Genomic DNA, 23,502 nt, shown 5'->3' with positions numbered 1-23,502 from the left:
TACAAGCTTTATAAAGTGTGCACCGACGGCACCGGTAGGACGAAACTCAACGATGATAGGAGCCACGATATCAACGTGGTGGAAGGTTGGGTGTATTACTACAACAATAACGACGACAACAAGATTTATAAGATGCGCACCGACGGCACGGGTAGGACGAAACTCAACGATGATACTAGCGGGTTTATCAACGTGGTGGAAGGTTGGGTGTATTACACTAACTACAGCGACGGCGTCCAGCTTTATAAAGTGCGCACCGACGGCACCGGCAGGACAAAACTCAACGATGATTCTAGCGAATCTATCAACGTTACGGACGGCTGGGTGTATTACACCAACTACAGCGACGGCGACAAGCTTTATAAAGTGCGCACCGACGGCACGGGTAGGACGAAACTCAACGATAATTCTAGTAGGTTTATTAACGTGGCTGACGGCTGGGTGTATTACGCCAACCTAAGCGACGACTGTAAGCTTTATAAGATGCGCACCGACGGCACAGATATGACGAAACTCAACGATGATTCTAGCGGATCTATCAACGTTACGGACAGCTGGGTGTATTACCACAACCTGAGTGACGGTAGTAAGCTTTATAAGATGCGCACCGATGGCACCAGGCAGCAGCGAGTAGATTAGTCATAACGAGGCCTGCACGGCAGCAAGATTTATTAGCGGCGGAATAAGACTGATATATGATTCAGACCGAAGGCACACAGTGGCAGGAAGTTGAGTAATAGAACTAATACTACTTGATATGGAGAAATAGAATCATCTCATATGATGTTATGAAGAAGCTGGAACAGCAACATACAATAGAGTTTTTTGCGTTAAGCAACGCAATAGATGCTCTTTAAGGATTGAAGTCATTTATAATTAGCAAGATACAAGCATAATTATTCTTATTTTGGGAGGGTAAATATTTGTTTTGTCCAAACTGCGGCATCGAAAACAATGATTCAAACGCCTTCTGCAAAAAATGTGGAGCTTCTTTACAGGAGACACCTGCTGATTCTTCGATAAGTGATTCCATAACGGCAACAGCAGTACAAGCCCCACCCGCCCCGCCTGCCGTACAAGCCCCCCAAAAAAAGGGTGGTGCCGGTAAGTTTGTTGCGGTGATTATTATTCTGGTGGTGTTAGCCGGATTTGGTGTAGCCGGAAAGTGGGCTTACGACAATATCCTGCATAACCCCGTGAAGGAATTTACCGCTGCAATAGCAGCAAAGGATTACGGCGAGGCTCTGGAGATTTATGATGAGCGTATTGAGGATAATGAAGGTTACTGCAAGGCCGCCGAAGCTGCTTTAATCACTCAGCTTGATTCCATCGAGGCAGCCTATACAGCCGGTACGACTGATTATGACTCCACTATTGAGCAGATGAACAATATCAAGAAGCTTGGTATACTAAATTATTCTGATGTAGATACCAGAATCTCTAATATTTCTGAAATCAAGTATTCCAAGGATAGGCTTGCTAACATTCAATCGCTTTACGACAGCGGCGAGAATCTGCAGGTTCTGCAGCAGGCGGCCAATGTTCCGGAGAATGACGCATGCTATCTTCAGATTAAATCCCTGAAGGAACAGGCGGCACAGGCATACAAAAAAGCTGTGATGGAACAAGCCAACAGCCTGCAGGAGAAGAAAGAATATGAAGCTGGACTAAATTGTATTAACGAAGCACTTACCGTTTTCCCCAATGATGCAGAACTATCTACATCTTATAATTCAATAGTTACTGAGTATAAAAAGAGTATACTAACCAATATTATCGAATTGCAGAACTCAAACAGCTATGGTACGGCGTTAGAACTTATAAATAAGGCTCTCACTAAATTTCCAAATGATTCTCAGCTTATAAGTCTTTTGGACACTGTTGAAGCTCAAAAAGAACAGCAAGAAATGGTATTGAAAAACGAGATAGATAATCAAAAAAATAAAAAGTCTAATTTATTTCAGTTATCTCCTGTTGACACAGACAGATATACTGGTAACGAGGGGGACAGCTTTATTAGTAAGCTAGGTACACGTAATGGGAAACGGGACGTTGACGGAAACACTTATGAAGATGGATTGGAAGCTTGGGTTGCAAGATGGAACTATAAAAATGAAATCAGTTGGGTTTGGAATGCATATAGCCTAGATAAACAATATTCCTTTCTCAGTGGTAAGGTAGTCATTATAAGCGATTGCTATAATACTAATAACTTTAAAACATTATTGCAAATTTCAGGTGATAATAAAGTATTGCAGGAATATGAGCTTACACCTGACTCATTACCTATTGATATTAGTGTTAATGTAAGCAATATAGATCGCTTGGTTGTTTCATTTAAAGACATAATCGCTGTTTCAGGAGGAACCTCGTTTGGATTAGTCAATATGAAACTAATATCCAATAAGCCTAATGGTTCTTTCGAACAATCAGTGACAAAAAAGCAAATTCCAGATGATGCAGTTGCTTTAAATAATCATTATTATTATTTATATAATGCAAAAAGTTGGGATGTTGCTAAAGAATTTTGTGAAAGTCTTGGGGGCCATCTTGCTACAATACAATCACAAGATGAAAATGATTTCCTTTTTAAGTATATGCAATCCAAGGGATATGATAGTGCTTATTTTGGGGCTACAGATGAAAGTAATGAGGGCACCTGGTTGTGGGTTACTAATGAACCTATGAATTATAGCAACTGGCATAGTGGAGAACCAAACAGTGAAAACAGCAAAGAGGATTATGCAATGTTCTATTGGAAATTCAATGATGGTACATGGAACGATGGCGACTTTGGAAATTCAACTGTAGATGGTGGAAATATATATATTTGTGAGTGGGAATAATGTTTGAAATATAATGATATATTTTGAGGGAGTGAACATATTATGATATGTCCGAAATGCGGTTCCGATAACGGAAATGCAAACGTCTTCTGCAAAAAATGTGGAGCTTCTTTACAGGAGACACCTGCTGATTCTTCGATAAGTGATTCCATAACGGCAACAGCAGTACAAGCCCCACCCGCCCCGCCTGCCGTACAAGCCCCCCAAAAAAAGGGTGGTGCCGGTAAGTTTGTTGCGGTGATTATTATTCTGGTGGTGTTAGCCGGATTTGGTGTAGCCGGAAAGTGGGCTTACGACAATATCCTGCATAACCCCGTGAAGGAATTTACCGCTGCAATAGCAGCAAAGGATTACGGCGAAGCACTGGAGATTTATGATGAGCGTATTGAGGATAACGAAGGTTACTGTAAGGCGGCCGAAGCTGCTTTAATCACTCAGCTTGATTCCATCGAGGCAGCCTATACAGCCGGTACGACTGATTATGACTCCACTATTGAGCAGATGAACAATATCAAGAAGCTTGGTATACTAAATTATTCTGATGTAGATACCAGAATCTCTAATATTTCTGAAATCAAGTATTCCAAGGATAGGCTTGCTAACATTCAATCGCTTTACGACAGCGGCGAGAATCTGCAGGTTCTGCAGCAGGCGGCCAATGTTCCGGAGAATGACGCATGCTATCTTCAGATTAAATCCCTGAAGGAACAGGCGGCACAGGCATACAAAAAAGCTGTGATGGAACAAGCCAACAGCCTGCAGGAAAAGAAGGAATATGAAAGCGAACTGAATCTCATCAACGATGCACTTGCTGTTTTGCCGAACGATACGGAGCTAACAAACTTGGCAAATACGGTTTCCGCGATGGTGCAAAAGCAACAGCAACAGAAAGAACAAGGATATACGCCGGTAAACGAGGTGCTGCTTGACGATGGGGTAGTGAATACCATCGGGTGTGAGCCGCAGAATTTCTCTACAATGCTCAATATTACATACCAGGGAGACTGGATATATTATGTTGCAGATAACGGCATCTACCGTATAAAGAAGGATTTATCTCAAAAAACCCAGTTGCTTGAAACTACCTTTTCTGTCCTAGATCTTAATGTGATAGGACAATACCTATATTTTAGAAAAGATAACTACGGTAATCATGAACTCTATCGAGTAAAAAATGACGGCAGCGATTTTACCAAAGTTACTAATGACAGTGTAAACAACCTCGTTGTTAAAGGTAGTATAATGTACTATTTGAATTCTTCCGACGACAATAAGCTTTACTCGGTAAACACCGACGGAACCGGGCGCAAAGTAGTTGTTGACAGAAAGAACATTCAATGGTTCAGGATTTATGAGGAAACTATTTATTATGCAACAAAGGATAATAATGTTTTTAAATGTAATCTTGACGGCACTGCAGAGTCTCAAATTAAAACTGCAACTGATGATTTTTACTCTATACTAATTGCAAATGACAGAATTTACGAAGAATATTCATCAAATTGGTGGACTAACAGTCTTAGTATAATGTCTACTAGCATTACCGACAGCAAAGACAGTAAAAAGCTTGTTTCATGTGATTCATATGGTGGTGGCGCGTTACAGATCTATAAGAATAAACTTTATTTTGTTCAAGGTACAGGATTAAACAGCATAAATCTTGACGGCAGTGAACAGATACTTATTGATGATAACGCTGGTATTTGGAATGATGGCGGACGCGGCGGATTGGCACTGATTGACGATTATTTCTATTATCGCAACAGGAATGATGAAAACCGTCTGTATAGAATCCATCCGGATGGTTCAGGTAAGCAGCGGGTTTCATGATAGACTGCTTCAAGATAATCAAATATCAATGTAAATGGAAGGAGAATTGGAGTGAAAGCTTTCGGATGGTTGCTATCTATAGGTGGAGGTGGTTTTCTTATCTATGCGTTGACACAGCGGGATACAATGGAATATAAATGGAACAGCGCATTGGGAGGCGACACCGCTACAGTAAACATGGTTTTTTACTGTAGTATTGCTGCGCTTATTCTTGGAGTAATCTTTTTGTTGGTAGGGTATCTAAGCAAAAGGCCTCAGCAAAAAGAAATTCAGCAGATTCATGTTTATTCGCCACAACCTCAGCCTCAGCAATATGCGGCACAAGCTGTACCTAACCAAACATTAACACAAAAAAGTATTCTGTGCGCAAAATGTAATAAACTCATTTCTACAGATGATTTATTTTGCCCAAGCTGCGGAGAAAAAAAATAACCCGGAAATGCCAAAATTATGTCCTTCATGTGGGGCAAATGTGGTTGCAGGAGCTTCTTTTTGCCGTAAATGTGGCGCGAAGCAGTAGACTACAACAAAGGCCGCCTGTTCCGAAAATTACGGTAAAGGCGGCCTTGTTTATTCTGTAAGGTTACTGTATACGCTGCTCTGGTGGAAGGTTAAGCTCTTCTTCCAACGCAACAACCTTTTCGCGTATGATAGCCATCGTTTCCTCGTGGGGTAAAGCATATTCACTTTCCTTGAGGTATAGCAGGAAGGAAAGGATGGCATGTACCACGCTACGTTCATGAAAGGAGAAAATGAGCATTCCCTGTGCAGGGGATATGTATGTAAAGGTAATAGAATCCTGATGAAAGCTTCCTATGATAAGGTTTCTTGGGAGCCGGAAGGTCTGAGGGTTTACGATTACAGGCAAATACTTACCCAGTGACGATTGCTCATACAGGCTTCGGAGCAACTTATACCGGCACAGCTTATCCAGCGGGGTGTAGAATTCCGGCGGAAGTTCTCGAACACGACCCGACTGAATAAAACTGTCCAAACCTTCGGTGAGAAAAAAGGATATCCGATAGCATTCGGCTTTCCGGACAATGTCCTTTTCTATTGATTGCGCCGTCATCCACTGTACTATACTTTCATCAGCCTTCAGGCTTGGGGACATATATTTAAGGACAATATCTGCCGTTAAGAAATGCCCAAAGCAAGGCTCCACGAATAGAGAATATCCTGGCATATTGTCAACGCTGTCCGGCTGCCCGTATTCTGAAAAAAGTGCCATTGGAGAGTCAAGACGGTTAATCATTCGTTGCGCCTGAGCAAGTATTCTTTCAAATTGACCAAGATAGAATCCTTGCAGTTCTTGAGACCGACATACCAGCGCGCTGCTTGCGTCGGCGGAGATACTCATCGCATATGTTTCGGTAATGATCAGATATGGCAGAACGCTGGCGATATTGATGTGTGCATATACATCGTCATAATAGTAATACGGCTGGTAGTTGCATACGGAAGTAATCAGCGGCACGAGGTGAGAGAGCAGTTGCAGATTATAGCGGTTGTCACTTTGTTCGCTTATATTCCGCTGCAGGCACATCAGGTGAATGATTGAAACTTCCTGCTTTGTCTGCCCGATATGGGCAAGCAGCTCTGTGAGAAAGGTATACTCCGGCTGTGCCAGTATCCGTATCACACCGTTTTCCTTGGCGGATTCTTGCTCCACCACCGCCTTTACAAAGCGGCTAACTTCCTCCATACCCTGTAACGGCTTTACATCCCCGTTAAAATCAAGAATGGCTGTGTCGGAGCTTATGGACCACGGGCTACGGGGAACTACAGGATTGTCAAAGCTCTCAATCAGTGATTTTACAAGCCTGTGCCTCGCATAAACCTCCTCGCCCATCTTGGCAATCAGGTATTTCTCCTCCAGCTTTTTTGTTTGCTGCAGGTCAAGCATCAGCACCTTTGCAATGCGCTTTACAGCTTCCGTGTCAGGACACAGTCGCTCCCCGCTGAGCATCTTGTGAAGATAGGTTCGCTCAATACCGCAAAGCGACGAGAGTTTTTGTATTGAGATGCCGGATTTTTCTATAAGTTCCTTGAGATAAGCCGCAAAGCTGTCCAAGTTATTTCTCTCCCCTATATAAGCCTTATAAGTTATATTATAGCATTATTAGACTAAATATCAAGAAAAGTGTGACAGATGGGTTAACACACAATTGTCACAGATTGACAGATTTTATTCGTAAGAGTATGATTTTTATAACGGAAACAACTTAGGGAGGGCTTACAATTGAAGCGGTTTATGTATCCGGTTTGGCGCTGCATTTTCCTTGCGTTGGCATTGTTAACTTGTATACTGTTGGAGGCTTGTAATCCGGCAAATAATAATGGGGCTGCTTCTTTATTGCCCTCGACAGAACAAGATGCAGCCTCGGTTGAAAAAGATCATTCCAATACCGTAATGACTGGAAATTCTGCATCCAGTAACAGCTCGCTTGCAAATTCCAGTACCAGCAACACTGATTCTTCTGCCCAACAGGATGTGGCTCCGGTTTCTTCTGCAACCGAAACTGCTTCAAAAGCTGCACAATCAGGCAGAGGTAATACGGTGGGGAATATATCAAACAACGGGCAGGCTGCTCAGGATGGAGACTGGGTGTATTACCGTAACCCTGCGGATAAGAATAAGATCTATAAAGTCCGCATGGATGGTACTGAAAAAACCAAGCTGAGCGACGATACCGACGGTTTTTTAAACGCCGCGAGCATTAACGTTTTGGATGGCTGGGTTTATTATCAGAATGGCTCAGATGATTATAAAATTTATAGAATCCGCACGGACGGCACCGAGCGCACAAAACTCAACGATGATCAAAGCTTGAAGACCACTGTAATAGGAGATTGGATCTATTATATAAGCGCCAACGATAATTTCATCTATAGAATGCGCACAGATGGAACTCAGCGTACACAGCTCATCAATGACCGAGCCTATGGTATGTGTGTTGACGGGGATTCGATATACTATATCAATTGGGCTGACGGATATAAGATATATACCGTTAAAACAGATGGAACCGGGCGCAATGTGGTATGCGCTTCAAGTACCTATAATATAAACGTTGCCGACGGCTGGATTTATTATGACAATGAATCCAGTTTAGGTGAGCTCAACAGAATAAAGATTGACGGCACAGGCAATATGAAGCTTTGTGACGATGGCAGTGTTGCTGTTAATGTTGTAGGTGATTGGGTGTATTACTCCAATGAGTTTGATCAGAACAAGATTTATAAGATTAAAACAGATGGAACCGGTCGCACAAAACTATGTGATTACAAGTGGTGCCAGCAGATTAATATAGTGGATAACGCGATTTATTATCAGGAGTGTGCGGGGGATTACATATTTTACAAAGTAAGCATAGACGGAACCCAGCGGCAGGAAGTTGATTAGGCAAGGTTAAGCCTCCTCCGGTAAGATCAACCAGCGAGAGCATGTCTATGAACAGAATAGACGCTATGGTTGAAAGTGCAAGGGTATAAGCGCTTATTGGGTATATCCCGCATTTTGTGTAAACTCCAGCATCGAACGTAAATTGGAGCAAAAATATCAAAACACCAAGCCAATAATATAATTTGAAGCCGCACTATTGATTCTTTTAATAGTGCGGCCGTTTCTGTTAATTTGTCTGAAATTTCAAACAAGCTGTAATGGTGCAGCAAGAAATGTTTGAACTAAATTATAAAAAAGATTGATACTTGCGTGTATTACTTTACTATATTCTCCCTTTTTACAAAAGTGGATTGCAGCATGGTATGACGAACAGGCAAATTCACATTTGCAATCCGGTCCAAAATTTGTTGCCCAGCTGTTCTGCCCAATGCGACGGTGGGCTGACGTACCATATGCATACGACGCATATTGTAATTAACCCGATCTCCGTCATTATAGCCTAATATGGCTATATCCCGCCCAATCTTAATATCTTTTTCATTAAGATAATATAAAACATCATCCGCCATTACGTTATTGGAAACCACTAATGCCGTACAGCCAATTCCAATTAAAGCATCCACATGCAGCACAGCACTTTTGCTCATAGAATCACCTGTTTGAACAAAGCCTTCCTCCACCGGTAGGTGATATGCTTCCATAGCATCTCGATAGGCTGACAGACGCTCTGCTGTTGTGGAAAGACGAGGCAGACCGGTAATATAACCAATTTTACTATGTCCTTCCAGAATCAGTGCTTCAACACCCTGATAAACAGATTGATAATTCGAGATAGTGATGGTATCGCAGGGGCAGTCAGGCAGAGCACGGTCAATAAATACCATTGGCAAGCCTTCAGGAATCAATTTTTCCAGCTCATGATAGCTCTCCATGGTGCTTGCGATAATCAAGCCGTCAACAATACCGCTTGCAAGCACACGGATATTCTCTGCCTCGCGGCTTTTGGTTTCTTTGGTATTAGATACAATCAGTTTAAAGTTCTCTTTGCCTATTACACCCTCAACCTCTTCTATAATAGTAGAAAAGAACTCATTAGCTATATCCGGCACAATAAACCCAATCAAATTTTTGCGGCCAGTCTTAAATATGCGTGCCATGGCATCGGGGCTGTAGCCAAGCTCCACTATGCTGGCTAAAACCCGCTGACGCGTTTCTTCTGCTACGAAGCGAGTATTGTTGATAACATGACTCACCGTGGCGACCGAAACATTTGCATATTTTGCTACATCACGCATATTCGCTTTTGGCATGATTCATGCACCTCTTATATTTAATGCCAACGTAACCGTTTAAATCAAGTATATTCAAATAACTATTTTTTGTCAAGCAAGAAATTATTCTGGAATCAGAAAACATTGTTACTTATTAATTATACACAAATAGTCAAAATAATCATTGTGTATTTGTTAATGTTGACAAATGCTGTGATTGGGATTATCATATAGGCACAGAGGTAAACGGTTACGTAAACGTTTATCCTAATTTTACAGGAGGATTATATTATGAAAAAAGTACTAGCATTTGTATTAGCTTTGGTCGTAACTCTTTCACTGGCAGCATGTTCATCCGGAACCGCACCCACAGAAAGCGCTGTTCAAAGTTCTGAGAATGCCGCAAGCGTTTCAACCGGCACCGAAAGTTCAGCTCCTGCTGCAAGCACAACGAAGGGCGGTCATGTATTCGGGTACACCTGCATGGATATGACCAACCCCTTCCACATTGCAATGCGTGATGCAATCAAGGCCGCAGTTGAAGCAAATGGTGATAAGCTGATTGCCATTGACGGTGCAATGGATCAAACAAAACAAAACAATGCTATTGACGATTTGATTACACAGGGCATTGAAGCTCTGTTTCTAAACCCCTGTGATTCCAAGGGTGTTAAGCCCGCACTGGAAGCCTGCAAGGCCGCCAATATCCCTGTAATTAATGTAGACTCCGGCGTTGCAGATACAGATATGATCGCTACCTTTATTTCCTCAAATAACTATCAGGCCGGCAAGCTTTGTGGCGAAGAAATGGTTAAACTTTTCCCTGATGGTGCCAAGATCTGCATTATTGAGAACCCACTTGCCGAGAGTGTTGTTCAGCGTGTAAAGGGCCTGGAGGATGCTATTAAGGGCAGCAAGGTGGAGATTGTGGGCCGCAAGTCCATCGCTACTATGGATGTTGTTTTAAGCACTGCGGAAGATCTGCTGCAGGCTCATCCCGATATCAGCGCTTTCTGGGGCTTAAACGATGATGTAAGCTTAACCATTCTTGGGGCACTTCAGTCTGCAGGTGTGGCAAATAAAGTAAAGGTGTTCAGCGTAGACGGTTCTCCCTCGGCGAAGAAGAGCATTGCTGATAAGGGCCTATATGCAACCGCGGCACAAAGCCCTGTTTCTATTGGCACAAAGGCCGTTGAATGTGCTTATTCCATTTTGAAAGGCGACAAGATAGAAGCTACTTACTCTATTGATACCAGTCTTGTTACTTCTGAGAATGTAGCAGAAGCCGGCACTGACAGCTGGAAATAATTAAAATAGAGCATTGTGCCCAGAATAACCCAGAGGAGATGATCTTTTGAGTCAGCCATTACTGTTGGAAATGAAAAACATACATAAAAAATTTCCCGGTGTTTATGCTCTGAAAGGCATTAACTTTACACTATACCCTGGTGAGGTACATGCTCTTCTGGGTGAAAACGGTGCAGGAAAATCCACCCTGATTAAGATCCTTGGCGGTATCTACGCCAAGGATCAGGGTGAGATTTTTATAGAAGAAAAGCCTGTGCAGATAACGGATGTAACTCAGGCACGAGCGGCGGGCATCAGTATCATCCATCAGGAGCTTGTATTGGTACCGTATCTTTCCGTTGCAGAGAATATCTTTCTCGGCCGTGAGCCGCGCCAAAAGAACGGGCTTGTAGATTTCTCGCTTATTTGCAGTGAAACACAAAGGATTCTCAACGAGTTTGGGCTTGCGTTACGGCCCGAAGCAAAAATTGCCGAACTTACAATAGCTCAACAGCAAATGGTTGAGATTGTAAAGGCTATCTCAACAAACGCAAAGATTATTGTAATGGATGAACCCACCTCCTCAATTGCAGATAAAGAAGTCGATTCCCTTTTTGAAAACATCCGGCGCCTTACCCAAAAAGGTATCGGGATTATCTATATCTCCCACCGGATGAGTGAGCTTCAGCAGATTGCCGATAGAGTAACCGTTATGCGCGATGGTGAGTATATTGGTACCTGTGCGGTGAAAGACACCGACAATGAAAAGCTGATTGCCATGATGGTCGGGCGAACAATGACTAACTACTATACCCGAACCTATAACGAATGTACAGAAACGGTTTTAAGGGTAGATAAGCTCTGCAGCAACAAAGTGCACGACGTCAGCTTTGAGCTGAAGAGGGGCGAAATTTTAGGTTTTGCAGGGCTAATAGGTGCAGGCCGAAGCGAAACCATGAAAGCACTGTTCGGTATTGATAAGATTACTTCCGGCACCGTTGAATTGATGGGAAGTAAAATTGAAGTGAAAAGCACCCAGCAGATGATTGAAGCGGGCATTTCACTAGTTCCTGAAGATCGCAAAAACGAGGGAATCTTCCCTACTCAAAGTGTTCAGTTTAATCTGACGCTTAAGGTTCTGAAGGAATTTATTAAGGGTGTTTTAGTAGACTCGCCTACTGAAATGAACATCACCGAAACCTATATGCAGGAACTCTCGATAAAGGCACCCAACGCAGCAACCGCAATCGGCTCGCTTTCAGGGGGCAACCAGCAGAAGGTCGTTATTTCTAGTTGGCTTGCAACACACCCCAAGGTTCTCATTCTAGACGAACCAACTCGAGGAATTGATGTTGGAGCCAAGAGCGAAATCTACATTATTATGAATGAACTTGCCAAACAGGGCGTTTCAATTATCATGGTATCCTCCGAACTGCCTGAGATTCTGAATATGAGTGATCGAATCGCGGTTATGTGCGATGGAACGATCACCACGATTCTGAGTCACAGCGAGGCGACGCAGGAGAAAATTATGCAGTATGCTGTAAAAATGTAGGACAGGAGAGGTGAAATGACCATGCATAAAGCAATAAACAGTAAAAACACCCTGTTAAAATCAATGTATAGCAGCGGTATAGGCTACCTGAAACGGAATGCCGGTATCCTGATAGGCTTGATCGCTCTGTGTGTAATTATATCAATTAATTCCCCGATCTTTTTAACGCAGAAAAACCTGATGAACGTGCTCCGGCAGATTTCCAATAACCTATATCTGGCCAGCGGCATGACCATCATTCTTATCGCCGGCGGAATTGATCTTTCGGTGGGCTCCAACATCGCAGTTATCGGCGTAATGGCGGGTACACTGCTAAATATGGGGGTGCCTATTCCGCTTGTCATTTTAGCCTGCCTTGTTACCGGTGTAGTAATCGGAACCATTAACGGCGCAATTATAGCAAACACCACGTTGCCGCCGTTTATCGTAACCTTTGCTATGCTTAGTATTCTCAGGGGCTTTGCGTATGTTTACACCGGTGGTACCACTGTTCGAATAGATAATAAGGCATACATTGCTATAGGCACAGGTTATCTGGGATTCATTCCTCTTCCGGTAGTTTATCTCATCGTGGTACTGCTTATTGTGTATCTTATACTGAACAAGAGCCGCCTGGGCCGACACATCTATGCTGTGGGCGGCAATGAAAAGGCTGCCGCATTCAGCGGCATCAACATCAGAAGAATACGTATGTTCATTTACATATTCAGTGGTGTAATGGCTGCTTTGGCTGGCATAGTGCTGTCTGCACGAAGCTATTCCGGCAACCCCGTTGCAGGTGACGGCGCCGAAATGGACGCGATTGCCGCAGTAGTACTCGGTGGCACAAGTATGCTGGGCGGTTACGGGTATATCGGCGGCACCATCATAGGTGCGCTGATTATCGGTATACTAAGCAACGGCTTAAACCTGATGGGAATCGATTCCTTCTGGCAGATCATCCTAAAGGGCATTGTTATACTTGTTGCCGTATATGTAGATTATGTTAAAAATCGCAAGAAAAATAAAACCTAATATGATTATTAAGACCGAAGGGATTTCCCTTCGGTCTATAAATTAAACCTTATGACAGAACGGGGGTACCTGCTTGCATAGTAACTCGCAATATTCTCCCGGGCTTGCCCTGCTGATTCATGATCTTCAAGCAGCAGTGCATTGGTTAACGGAGAACCTGTTTTTTACTGTACTATCAGACTCACCAAAGGATTGTATCACTCTGCAAAATGGAACTTGCAAGCTTTATCTGTTTCATGGTAATCCCAGTTCCTTCCCTGCACCGGAAAAAGGCAATTATATAACAGGAATCGTCCATATAGCCTTACAAACGTACGATGTCAACAAGGCCATTGAGTGGTGCAAAGAAAAAGGACTTTCCCTGCAGCTGAATAATGACCAGAGTTTTTTTAACCCAAAGGTATTCGGCCAAGGTGAACGCTATTTTAATATAATAAGCCCGTTTGGTATTACCTTTGAGGTAAGTGAACGAGTAGGCTGGAAAATTGCATCAGGAATCCCTGTTATCTGCGGGCTGGATCATATAGGAATCCCTACAGTCAACATACAGGACGAAATCGACTTTTTCTTAACGCTTGGCTTTATCCCGGAATTCTCTACAGTAACAAACTACAACGAGATAGAGGGCACCATCTACTGTAGTATGCTTAAAAAACACGACGTCACACTTGAAATATACCAGTTTGCAGACCTTATACCAAAACCATTGCCAACCAATACGCCGATACAAGGGCTAATATTTATGGGCCCTCCCATCTGCTCGCCGGGCGGTGCAAGGCTGATATAAGGCAAAAAGGAGGTCCCTTGTGAATCACACATATGATATCATTGCAGTAGGAGAATGTCTGATAGATTTTGTTGGCGGGGAAAAAGACGGTAAATTTATTTTAGAGGGTAATCCCGGAGGTGCACCCACAAACGTGCTGGCGATGGCCTCACAACTTGGCTTATCCACCGCTATCGTAACAAAAGTCGGTAACGATAGCTTTGGAGCCTTTCTTCGCAAAAACGTCAGCGCTGTTGGAATCAACACAGATTTTATGGTGGAAGACTTAAAGTATCCAACCACTCTTGCCATTGTGTCATTAGACGAGACCGGAAACCGCAGCTTCAGCTTTTATCGTGGCCAAACAGCAGATGTCATGCTTAGTGAAAGCGAAGTACCGTATGCGGAAATTGAAAATGCCAAAATACTGCACTATGGCTCGGTTTCGTTAACTCATCAGTCATCTCGAGCCGCCACCTTTTCGGCAGCTCGCTATGCAAAGGCACATGATGTTATGGTGTCGTATGACCCAAACCTGCGCCCCCTTCTGTGGGACAGCCTTGAAACTGCAAAGGCTGTTATCCAGCAAGGCTTATCGCTTGCTGATGTAGCTAAACTCTCGGATGAGGAACTACTCTTTTTGACGGATGCACACACGCTTGAAGAAGGTATCGAACAGCTGTATGCAAAGTATTCATTGCGTCTTCTGGCGGTAACACTGGGTTCCAGTGGCTGTATTTGCCGTAGCACTGCCGGTACATTCAGGGATAAGGCCTTCAACGTTCCCTGTGTTGATACTACCGGAGCCGGTGATGCATTTTGGGGGGCAAGTCTTTCATACATGCTTCAGTCGTCCAAGCCGATAGAGCAATATACTGCTGATGATATGCATAAATTGATGAGTTTTGCTAACGCTGCCGGTTCACTCGCCACAACTCAAAAGGGGGCTATTCCCGCAATGCCAACACTTCAGAAAATAGAACACTGTATTCAGACTATTCCTCGCTTATAGACTGTTTCTATTTCATTATGAAAGGATTGAGTGATATGGCCTTTTTTCAGTGCAACTTCTTCTCACCTACCCTGTGTTTCAATACGGATATTAATGTCTTTATTCCCACGCCAAACTCCGATGAGCTTCAAAACGGAAAAAAGTCTGATTATTTCTATGACGGTGCTCATTTTCAGGTGCTTTATCTGCTCCATGGGGCCTACGGTGACTACACCGACTGGATGCGGCTTACCAACATTGAAAAATATGCGCAAAATCATAAGCTGGCCGTTGTAATGCCATCGGCTTCCAATAGTTTTTATCAGGATATGTTCCGTGGTTCTGCGTACCTGACGTATTTAACCAAGGAGCTTCCCGAGTTTGTTCGGGCGCTGTTTCCCATCAGCCTCAAACGTGAAAACACCTTTACGGCAGGGCTTTCAATGGGTGGATATGGCGCTTTGAGGCTGGCATTTGAAAAGCCCGAAAACTATAGTGCCTGCGCCAGTCTTTCGGGTGCCATTGATATTTGTGATATCATGCGCAGTACCAAGGATGGCAAAATGGACGGACCATTCCGGTGGGCTGACATCTTTGAGCATCCCGAACAGGTGGAAGGTTCCGATGCAGATTTATTTGCCCTTATTGCAAAGCGCAAGGCTGAACACTATCCGCTTCCCAAGATATTTCAAAGCTGCGGCACAGAGGATTTTATCTACCAGTCTAATGTCGGTGCCCATAAAAAGCTGCAGGCCATCGGCGTAGAACACACCTATGAGGAACATCCCGGAATACACGATTGGGATTATTGGGACACTCATATTCAGCGCGTTCTTGAGTGGTTGCCGCTTGCAAACGACGCGGTAAAGGAATAGGAGGTTAAACCATGGCACACATACAATGCAGCTTTTATTCTAACAGCTTAAAGAAGAATGCCAACGTAATGGTGTTTATCCCCACTATGAGTGCAGATGATTACCTTACACAACAGCATATCAATTACTATCGTCAGAATGCCAAATATCAAACCCTCTATCTTCTACATGGGAGCTATGGCGACTGCACCGACTGGGTCAGACTTGCCAACATTGAACGCTATGCACAGGAGAAGACGCTTGCAGTAGTTATGCCCTCGGCCGAAAACAGCAGTTACGTAAATATGGATAGGGGCGAAGCATACCTTAACTATATCAGTGAGGAGTTGCCTGCATTTTTAAGCAAGGTGTTTCCGTTAAGCAGAAGAAGGGAACACACCTTCATTGCCGGCCTTTCAATGGGAGGCTATGGGGCATTCAGAGTAGCTTTTGAGCATCCCGAGCAATACGGCTGTGCAGCAAGCCTTTCTGGCGGGCTAGATATGGCCGCACTGCAGAACAGCACAGAAGCTCATATGACGCTTATGCCCCAAAATTATATTAAAGCCGTGTTTTCAGACAAAAGTAAGATCGCAAGCAGTAATAATGACTTACCTACTTTGTTAAGGCTTTGTCTGAAAAAAGGTGTCAAACTGCCACAGCTTTACATGACCTGCGGAACCGAGGATTTTATTTACCCAACCAACGAAACCTTCTATAGGCAGGCAGAACAGTTAGGTATCAATGTGCAATTCGAACGTCATCATGGCGTTCATAATTGGGATTACTGGGATGCTCATATCCGAGATGTGTTAAACTGGTTACCTACAGTGGGCGACCTTGTTAACGACTAAGCCATAATACTCATTCTCGTTAGTAAGGGGGATTTTTTAAAGCCCCAAAAGTCTTATTTGCCAATTTGCTTGACTTACTAAATCTTCCTTGGTCGAATATAAGTATTCCCGAAATTGATTGAACAGTACTATATAAAAGCCCGGAACTTCTCCGGGCTTTTGAAAACCAATATACCTTATGTAGCAGATATTAAAATTAGATGGTCCTTAGTTTGATTCAACCGCTTACGATACCTCTACTATCAACCGTTCTATTTTATTACTACCATATGTACAGTACTCTTAGATATTCCAAACGCTTTAGCGGCGCCTCTTACCGTCTGCTTGTTTTCGATCATATATAATGCGAGCTCCGCCGCCCGCTCTTCCGGCTTCCCCTTCACTTTACCGTGTTCCCTCCCCCGTTTATTTAAGTCAATCGGCGGCTTGAGGCCCTTCCTATCGAAACCTAAGGCCTGTTGACGGCGGCTGTTGACTTTGTGTAAGTAGTAATATATATGCGGCTAAAACGAGAGGTTATGACTTTACGGTTTGATTGTACACGGTTATGCGTTAATTTTGTTTGTTTTTCTTTACCACTTTACCCAAAGGCAATGATGTTTAATAAACTCCAATGTATTGACTTTCCCCTTTTGTACTCCTGCAATTGGGCACGGGAACTCTGCATCCGGGGAAACACGCCGATATCGCCATCGTAAACCAGCAGTTCGAGGTGCAATACACTATCGGTAAAGGTAAAATCATATACGCGCATTGATATTTCAAATAAACAATTAATCCGTCCTTTTCGGTAGAAGAAGAGGGCGGATTTTCTGTTTTATTTTCAATTCTAAAACATGGAATTGTCTTGCAGAAAAAGATAGAATATTGTATAATAATAACATAATTTGTGACTGTCGCATCTACAATTTTGTTGCGCATGCTGATAATAATGTCTGAAAAGGGGTTCTGTTATGAAGGATGCAAAAATCTCTAAAAAGTTGTTTTTAGGGTTCGGCGCTTTGGGCTTGTCGCTGATTCTTTTCGCGTGTATCGCTTTCTATGGCGTGATGATGGCCAACTCCCGTACCGAGAGTTTGTACAGACAGAATCTCACCGCAATAGATTCTGTCGGTGAGATGAAGCAATCCTTTCAGGAACAGCGCGCCATACTAAGGAGCTTTATTCTGTTTGACCCAGGCAGCGATACTTACAGAACCTCTGTTGCGCGGCTGAATGAATGTAACGCGGATATGAATGCTGCGTTTTCCAAGTATGCGGCCACCATTACCGAAAAGGAAGACCGCGAGCTGTTTGAGAAGGCCAAGGCAATTTACAGTAATGAGTTTAAAGCCTTTAAATCGGAGCTGAAAGCACTTACCGATAAAAAGGATACCGCCGCAGCGCTAAAAAAGCTGACAGACGGCGCACAGATTAATACCGACCTTATCTATAATTTTGAACAACTAACAACCCTGAATGACACCTACGCAAATAAGACGCTCGAAAAATCGCGCATTGGTACCATCCTTGTGCTGATAGCCGGTATTATTCTGTTCCCCTACGCAATCCTGCTAACGCTGTTTCTGGTGAAGTATTTCAGAAAGAATGTTGCCGATAAGATTACCGAGGCGGTTGCGGCCGCCAACGCGCTTGCGACGGGGGATATCGAAATCTCTCTGCAGGCCGACCGGAAGGACGAGATTGGCGAGCTTGCGGTTGCCTTTAACGAGATGGTTTCAAGTATCAAGGAGCAGGCCGCCGTAGCCGAAGAGATTGCTCAGGGCAATCTGACGGTGGAATATACCCCCCGCTCCGAAAAGGATGTTATGGGCTTGTCGTTTGTGCGAATTGTTGACGGCCTGAATGATATCTTCGGCACCATCAAAGAAACAGTTTCACAGGTAAACGCCGGAGCTGAGCAGGTTGCGGGCGGCTCACAGGCGCTTTCGCAGGGCGCTACCGAGCAGGCAAGCTCGGTAGAGGAACTTGCCGCCACCGTAACCACGATCTCCAATCAAGTGCACTCCAACGCCGACAGTGCCTCCAATGCCAGAGCGCTTTCGGTAAAGGCCGGGCATGAGGTTGAAAGCGGAAACGGTCAGATGGGCCGAATGATCGCCGCCATGAACGACATCAACCATTCCTCGGTGCAGATCTCGAGGATTATCAAGGTTATCGATGACATCGCGTTTCAGACTAATATTCTTGCGCTTAACGCTGCAGTAGAGGCCGCCAGAGCAGGTGCTGCGGGCAAGGGCTTTGCCGTGGTAGCGGAGGAGGTTCGCAACCTTGCTGCCAAGAGCGCCGAGGCGGCAAAGAACACCACCGAGCTTATTCAAAACTCCATTGATAAGGTTACGGAGGGTACCAAAATCGCGGATTCAACGGCCGAATCCCTAAAAGAGATCGTGGTAAGTGTAGAAGAGGTGTCCAAGCTGATTCATAGCATCGACGAGGCATCCTCCCTGCAGGCTGCCTCCCTCTCTCAGGTTTCACAGGGTATTGAGCAGATATCGTCGGTGGTGCAGATGAACGCCGCTACCGCCGAAGAGAGTGCCGCCGCCAGCGAGGAGCTTTCCAGCCAGGCACATATGCTGGAGGGCGTGCTCTCTAAATTGCGGCTCAAGGGCACTAGCAGTCGTAAAGCGTCAACCTACACCGTAAAAGGTGCTGAAACCTTCGCCCAAGTTTATTAAAACCGAACTCTCACAATAGTACGCAGCCCCTTCTTTCGTTTTGAAAGAAGGGGCTGCGCTTATATATAACCCATGCCCGCTCATTTTCAAGATCGCAATAACATTTTAGCCAGCAACCCGCTCGGGCTGTTTGCTTAAAAGTTCTTCAAGCTGCGATCCTGCAAGCGGCTTTCCCCACAAAAAGCCCTGAATGTAGTTGCATCCCCGGCTTTGCAGATAGTCCAGCTGTTTATTGGTTTCCACCCCTTCGGCTACAACGTCGATCCCCAGATGATGAGCCAGCGAGATAATAGAGCCTACCATCAGATGGCTTTCCCTCTCCTGAATAATACTGTCGATAAACACCTTGTCAATTTTCAGGGTATCAATCGGCAGCTTCTGCAGGTAGCTTAAGGAGGCATACCCGGTACCGAAATCATCCAGCGCAATCCGGATACCCATTGCTTTAAGCTGATGTAAAGCGGTTAATACCTGCTCCATAGAACAGATGCAAACCGATTCGGTTACCTCTACCTCTAAATAACGGGCGTCAAACCCCGTTTGTTCCAGAATCCGCTGTATCATGGGCACAAACGAAGGCTCCATAAACTGCACCACCGAAATGTTTACCGATAGTATCGGCTTAACAGCGCAGGTACGATGAACATCCCTGAACCTTTCCATTGCCTTCTGCAGTACCCATTCACCCAGATTAACAATTATCCCGGTTTCTTCTGCGATCGGGATGAATTTGGCGGGGCTAACGGCGCCAAGCTCTGCCGAATTCCAGCGCAGCAGTGTCTCGAACCCTCTTAACCCATGGCTATGTGCGTCATACTGCGGCTGGAATACCAGTGAGAGCTCGTTATTCTCTATCGCCTCGCGCAGGCAGTTTTCAATCCTGATCCTCTCCATCAGGCTCTGCTGCATCTCAGTATTAAAGAAAAGAACCTCATTTTTCCCGCTTTCCTTCACCTTATACATGGTCATATCTGCCGCCCTCAGCAGCTCAGCAGCACTGTCGCCGTCTTTCGGATAAACGGCTATTCCAAAGCTAGCGGTAATAACAATCTCCTTCTGATCCAATACAAAGCGTTCCAGCAGCGCAATCCTCAAACTATTCACATAGTTTAAAAGCTCCTGCTGAGAGAGAGAACGGGGGATTATCAGCGAAAACTCGTCTCCGCCAAGCCGCCCAAGAAAATCTCCCGGGTGAATACCGGCATTAAACCTTACGGCAACCTGCTGAAGGAACAAGTCCCCCGTATGGTGCCCAAGTGAATCATTAATCTTCTTAAAGTCATCCAGATCGATAAACACTACCGCAAAGCTGTTTTCCTTATGCTGTGATTCATCAATCAGCTGCTCCAGCCGGTTAATAATCATCCGGCGGTTGGGAAGCCCGGTAAGGCTGTCGTACATGGCAAGAAAGTTGAGCTGCTTCTCGTTGCTCTCCATAATGCGGTTGCACTCCTGCAGCTCCATATTGCGCCTGCTGAGCAGCTTTCCCGCGGCGGCTACCTCCCGGTACAGTACCTCAAGTTTTTCCTTCTGGGCCTCAACCGCCGCGAGCTTTTTTTCCAGCTTTTTTCTGTATACCGATAATAACAGCACGATACACGCGGCTCCTGCCTGAATAATCAAATTCGGCGCAGCGTAATAGCTCTGATCCAGCAATATTGCCTGAAGAACGATCATCATGCCTATAACATTCAATACAATCGCTGTCTTAAAGCTTTTACTAAGTGAAAGCATAATCAGCACGAGAACCTGAACCTGTGAAAGTATCCCGCTGATGGTAACACTGCCGAACTCCGCTCTCCGTAAAAGGCCGAACTCATGGCCCGGTTTCAGAAGCCAGACAGTTGCCGCACTGATAAGCAGGTACAGCGCAATGAAGCCCCATAGCATAAACCGCTTCTGATGTTTAGAAGAATAACCGGAACTGTCTATTTCCCAAAAAGATTGCAAAGACGTTGCGCAGGTTTGGTTGGTCATATGCCCCTACTTCTTCTCCTTCTGTTTTCTTTATAAATACTCCATACAATAATGTTTAACCCTTTCAGCACACGTTTTTTACTAAAGCAAAAAACGTGTGCTCATTCAGGTTGGGTACTGTTACTGCGCTAAGACTTTAGTTTACATTGGTTTACCCTGTCCTTCATGGTTTGTGCCTGGCCGGAAAGCTCTTCGCTGGCCGCCGCGGTTTCCTCTGCGGTTGCCGAGTTGGTTTGAACCACGTCGGATATCTGCGAAACGCCGATGTTTATCTGGTAGATACCGTCGCTCTGCTTTTGCGCGGCCTCGGTAATCTCACGAACAATCACGCTTATACTGTCGGCCTTCTCCACTACCGTTTTCAGTGCCTGAGCCGTTTCACCGGCTATCTTACCGCCCTTCTCCACCGCGCTAAGCGAGCTTTCAATCAGCAGCGTCGTGCTCTTTGCGGCCTCGGCGCTCTTGGTGGCAAGGTTTCGCACCTCATCGGCCACCACCGCAAAGCCCTTTCCGGCAGCGCCCGCTCTGGCGGCTTCCACCGCGGCATTCAGTGCAAGGATATTGGTCTGGAAGGCGATATCGTCTATGGCCTTGATAATCTTGCCGATCTCTCCGGAGGTATTGCTGATCTCCTCCATCGCGGAAAGCATCTCGTCCATATAACGGCTGCTTAACATCACCTCTCGCCCGGCCTCCTCGGTAAGGGTGCTGGCCCTGCCGGCGCTTGCGGCACTACTCTTAATCTGGCCTGCAATCTCCTCGATGGTAGCTGCCAGCTCCTGCGTAGAGCTTGCCTGCTCGGTGGCACCCTGTGCAAGTGTCTGAGAAACATCCGAAACATGGTTAGAGCCTACGCCGATGCCGTCGGCCGCAAACTTAATCTCCAAAAGAATCCGGTTAATTTCTTCAAACAGATTCTCAACAGTCTCTATTACCGTTCTATACATACCCATATGCTTCGCGGTATCAATCTCAACGGTAAGATCATGGGCGGCTACGGCATCTGCCAGCATTCGGGAGTCGTCGGCGATTCTCTCGATCGATTCAACCGCACCCTCCATCGAGCGCGCCAATACGCCGATTTCATCGTTTGCGGTGATGGATTTCAGATCATTGCTGATGCTCTCATCCATCTCTCCCGCCGAGATGGCCTGTGCGGCCCGCACTACCTTTTCCAATGGGGTCTTTACCATCTTTCTTATTGAGGCGATACCAATAAAGATTGTAATTGCCATTGCAAGCAGAGAAACGGCCACAATGATAATAATGTCGGTGCGTATCGCATTCTCTGCACCGGTCATATCGGTTGCTGAGGCCAGCACGCCGGTTACTGCACTGCCATCGGAGGAGAGAATAGGGGAATATAATGCTATGTAGTTCTTGCCAAAAAGCTTAACATCCGCCACATAGGGCTGCTTCTGGTTAATTACCTTTTCTGCAACCGCAGCGCTCAGCTTTTCGCCCACCGCGCGTTTACCGTTATCCATTATCGTCGTATTGATGCGCTCATCTCCCGCGAATATGGAAAAATCGGCATTTGTCATCTTTTTAAGACTATCTACAAATTCCGGGTTATCAAGTTTATAGGATACCGTAAGGGCACCGATAACACGCCCCCCCGCATCATAAACCGGGGTGCCAGATTTAACCGCATAGCGGATAGTGGTACCGGGTTCTATTTCGCTGGTGGTTTTTCCTTGCAATGCACTTTTTATGCTGATCTGATTACTGATATCATCACCGAATTTTGCAGGCTCATGCAGGCGGGCGATGACAATTCCTTTTTCGTTGGCTACGGTGATGTTATCTAATCCCAGTGCCTTTGAAACCTTCCCCAGTTCCGCAAGTACACCGTCTTTGTTATCGTTTTCCACCGCTCGAGTGATTTCAGAATTCATCGCAATCGTCTTGGCAGAGGACTCCATCGTTTTCTGAAGGTTACTTATTTCTTCCTTCATCATGCTAATCGAAGACTGTGCGCTGTGCTGTACGGTCTCTTTAACGGTGTTGTTCAGTGATATCAGCGCAAAGGCTGAGGTTATGGTTACAGTAACGGCAATCGCGATAATATTTAAGCGCAAGATTCTTGAGCTGATGCTTTGTTTAGATGTGGTGGTGCTGCCTTTTTTAAAACTCTGCATATTTCTTTTCCTTTCACCACGTCTTTTCAGGG

The 23,502-nt window shown here is 44.9% G+C and carries 18 protein-coding genes and 1 pseudogene; 14 read left to right on the top strand and 5 right to left on the bottom strand.

Annotation, left to right across the window (positions count from 1 at the left end):
* The 5 genes from BLR50_RS01210 to BLR50_RS14830 all read left to right on the top strand — a co-directional run.
* A partial coding sequence (locus BLR50_RS01210; protein ID WP_092637663.1) for a DUF5050 domain-containing protein occupies window positions 1-639 on the top strand: 639 nt, incomplete at its 5' end.
* Window positions 640-923: 284 nt separating this feature from the next.
* Window positions 924-2,846 (top strand): lectin-like protein, encoded by a 1,923-nt coding sequence (locus BLR50_RS01205; RefSeq protein ID WP_092637661.1) that lies wholly within the window; start codon window positions 924-926, stop codon window positions 2,844-2,846.
* A gap of 42 nt (window positions 2,847-2,888) precedes the next feature.
* Window positions 2,889-4,676 carry a DUF5050 domain-containing protein gene (locus BLR50_RS01200; protein WP_092637658.1) on the top strand — a complete coding sequence of 596 codons (1,788 nt, stop codon included), beginning with the start codon at window positions 2,889-2,891 and terminating at the stop codon, window positions 4,674-4,676.
* 51 nt (window positions 4,677-4,727) lie between these two features.
* Complete coding sequence (locus BLR50_RS14235) at window positions 4,728-5,108, top strand: zinc ribbon domain-containing protein (protein WP_143008013.1); 381 nt, start codon at window positions 4,728-4,730, stop codon at window positions 5,106-5,108.
* Window positions 5,071-5,196: a zinc-ribbon domain-containing protein gene (locus BLR50_RS14830; protein WP_092637656.1), complete on the top strand. Its 126-nt coding sequence runs from the start codon at window positions 5,071-5,073 to the stop codon at window positions 5,194-5,196. Before BLR50_RS14235 ends, BLR50_RS14830 begins: the two co-directional genes overlap by 38 nt.
* A gap of 63 nt (window positions 5,197-5,259) precedes the next feature.
* Here BLR50_RS14830 and BLR50_RS01190 read toward each other — a convergent pair whose 3' ends face one another.
* Window positions 5,260-6,750, bottom strand: coding sequence for a helix-turn-helix domain-containing protein (locus BLR50_RS01190; protein WP_092637654.1), 1,491 nt, complete (start codon window positions 6,748-6,750; stop codon window positions 5,260-5,262).
* A 282-nt stretch (window positions 6,751-7,032) separates the two neighbouring features.
* Here BLR50_RS01190 and BLR50_RS01185 point away from each other — a divergent pair, with 282 nt between their 5' ends.
* On the top strand, window positions 7,033-8,082 hold the full coding sequence (locus BLR50_RS01185; protein ID WP_162840273.1) for a DUF5050 domain-containing protein: 1,050 nt from the start codon (window positions 7,033-7,035) through the stop codon (window positions 8,080-8,082).
* Between the two features lie 314 nt (window positions 8,083-8,396).
* Here BLR50_RS01185 and BLR50_RS01180 read toward each other — a convergent pair whose 3' ends face one another.
* The gene (locus BLR50_RS01180; RefSeq protein ID WP_092637650.1) at window positions 8,397-9,392 is read right to left on the bottom strand and encodes a LacI family DNA-binding transcriptional regulator; all 996 of its coding nucleotides are present in this window, start codon (window positions 9,390-9,392) and stop codon (window positions 8,397-8,399) included.
* A gap of 252 nt (window positions 9,393-9,644) precedes the next feature.
* Between BLR50_RS01180 and BLR50_RS01175 the strand changes: the two genes are divergently transcribed.
* The 7 genes from BLR50_RS01175 to BLR50_RS01145 all read left to right on the top strand — a co-directional run bounded on the left by BLR50_RS01175 (window position 9,645) and on the right by BLR50_RS01145 (window position 16,674).
* Complete coding sequence (locus tag BLR50_RS01175; protein WP_092637648.1) at window positions 9,645-10,661, top strand: sugar ABC transporter substrate-binding protein; 1,017 nt, start codon at window positions 9,645-9,647, stop codon at window positions 10,659-10,661.
* 46 nt (window positions 10,662-10,707) lie between these two features.
* Window positions 10,708-12,195: a sugar ABC transporter ATP-binding protein gene (locus tag BLR50_RS01170; protein WP_092637646.1), complete on the top strand. Its 1,488-nt coding sequence runs from the start codon at window positions 10,708-10,710 to the stop codon at window positions 12,193-12,195.
* Window positions 12,196-12,216: 21 nt separating this feature from the next.
* Window positions 12,217-13,209: an ABC transporter permease gene (locus tag BLR50_RS01165; protein ID WP_341465396.1), complete on the top strand. Its 993-nt coding sequence runs from the start codon at window positions 12,217-12,219 to the stop codon at window positions 13,207-13,209.
* Window positions 13,210-13,282: 73 nt separating this feature from the next.
* A complete protein-coding gene (locus tag BLR50_RS01160; RefSeq protein WP_092637644.1) occupies window positions 13,283-13,996 on the top strand; it encodes a VOC family protein in 714 nt (237 codons plus the stop codon).
* A 19-nt stretch (window positions 13,997-14,015) separates the two neighbouring features.
* The gene (locus tag BLR50_RS01155; RefSeq protein WP_092637642.1) at window positions 14,016-14,987 is read left to right on the top strand and encodes a carbohydrate kinase family protein; all 972 of its coding nucleotides are present in this window, start codon (window positions 14,016-14,018) and stop codon (window positions 14,985-14,987) included.
* A 35-nt stretch (window positions 14,988-15,022) separates the two neighbouring features.
* The gene (locus tag BLR50_RS01150) at window positions 15,023-15,841 is read left to right on the top strand and encodes an alpha/beta hydrolase (RefSeq protein WP_162840272.1); all 819 of its coding nucleotides are present in this window, start codon (window positions 15,023-15,025) and stop codon (window positions 15,839-15,841) included.
* 11 nt (window positions 15,842-15,852) lie between these two features.
* Window positions 15,853-16,674: an alpha/beta hydrolase gene (locus BLR50_RS01145; RefSeq protein WP_092637639.1), complete on the top strand. Its 822-nt coding sequence runs from the start codon at window positions 15,853-15,855 to the stop codon at window positions 16,672-16,674.
* A 269-nt stretch (window positions 16,675-16,943) separates the two neighbouring features.
* On the opposite strand, the pseudogene BLR50_RS01140 reads toward BLR50_RS01145, so the two are convergent.
* Window positions 16,944-17,057, bottom strand: a pseudogene (locus tag BLR50_RS01140) (sporulation transcriptional regulator SpoIIID); the annotation flags it as partial.
* A gap of 570 nt (window positions 17,058-17,627) precedes the next feature.
* On the opposite strand from BLR50_RS01140, the gene BLR50_RS01135 reads away from it, so the two are divergent.
* Window positions 17,628-19,352 (top strand): methyl-accepting chemotaxis protein, encoded by a 1,725-nt coding sequence (locus BLR50_RS01135; protein WP_092637636.1) that lies wholly within the window; start codon window positions 17,628-17,630, stop codon window positions 19,350-19,352.
* 105 nt (window positions 19,353-19,457) lie between these two features.
* On the opposite strand, the gene BLR50_RS01130 is transcribed toward BLR50_RS01135, so the two are convergent.
* Together BLR50_RS01130 and BLR50_RS01125 are read right to left on the bottom strand one after the other, a co-directional pair.
* A complete protein-coding gene (locus tag BLR50_RS01130) occupies window positions 19,458-21,242 on the bottom strand; it encodes a putative bifunctional diguanylate cyclase/phosphodiesterase (protein WP_162840271.1) in 1,785 nt (594 codons plus the stop codon).
* 215 nt (window positions 21,243-21,457) lie between these two features.
* Complete coding sequence (locus tag BLR50_RS01125; protein WP_092637632.1) at window positions 21,458-23,470, bottom strand: methyl-accepting chemotaxis protein; 2,013 nt, start codon at window positions 23,468-23,470, stop codon at window positions 21,458-21,460.
* Window positions 23,471-23,502: the final 32 nt, after the last annotated feature.

It is taken from the genome of Acetanaerobacterium elongatum (genome assembly GCF_900103835.1).
In the GTDB taxonomy this organism is placed as follows: Bacteria; Bacillota; Clostridia; order Oscillospirales; family Ruminococcaceae; genus Acetanaerobacterium; species Acetanaerobacterium elongatum.
The sequence above is the reverse complement of the archived record's forward strand: the minus strand, read 5'-3'. Positions and strand labels throughout refer to the sequence as shown.

What these genes read in the sequence shown, in the direction of transcription:
- BLR50_RS14830 (WP_092637656.1), top strand. Translation starts at nt 5,071, where the DNA reads ATGATTTATTTTGCCCAAGCTGCGGAGAAAAAAAATAACCCGGAAATG.
- BLR50_RS01150 (WP_162840272.1), top strand. Translation starts at nt 15,023, where the DNA reads ATGGCCTTTTTTCAGTGCAACTTCTTCTCACCTACCCTGTGTTTCAAT.
- BLR50_RS01145 (WP_092637639.1), top strand. Translation starts at nt 15,853, where the DNA reads ATGGCACACATACAATGCAGCTTTTATTCTAACAGCTTAAAGAAGAAT.
- BLR50_RS01165 (WP_341465396.1), top strand. Translation starts at nt 12,217, where the DNA reads ATGCATAAAGCAATAAACAGTAAAAACACCCTGTTAAAATCAATGTAT.
- BLR50_RS01175 (WP_092637648.1), top strand. Translation starts at nt 9,645, where the DNA reads ATGAAAAAAGTACTAGCATTTGTATTAGCTTTGGTCGTAACTCTTTCA.
- BLR50_RS01125 (WP_092637632.1), bottom strand. Translation starts at nt 23,470, where the DNA reads ATGCAGAGTTTTAAAAAAGGCAGCACCACCACATCTAAACAAAGCATC.
- BLR50_RS01200 (WP_092637658.1), top strand. Translation starts at nt 2,889, where the DNA reads ATGATATGTCCGAAATGCGGTTCCGATAACGGAAATGCAAACGTCTTC.
- BLR50_RS01130 (WP_162840271.1), bottom strand. Translation starts at nt 21,242, where the DNA reads ATGCTATGGGGCTTCATTGCGCTGTACCTGCTTATCAGTGCGGCAACT.
- BLR50_RS01135 (WP_092637636.1), top strand. Translation starts at nt 17,628, where the DNA reads ATGAAGGATGCAAAAATCTCTAAAAAGTTGTTTTTAGGGTTCGGCGCT.
- BLR50_RS01180 (WP_092637650.1), bottom strand. Translation starts at nt 9,392, where the DNA reads ATGCCAAAAGCGAATATGCGTGATGTAGCAAAATATGCAAATGTTTCG.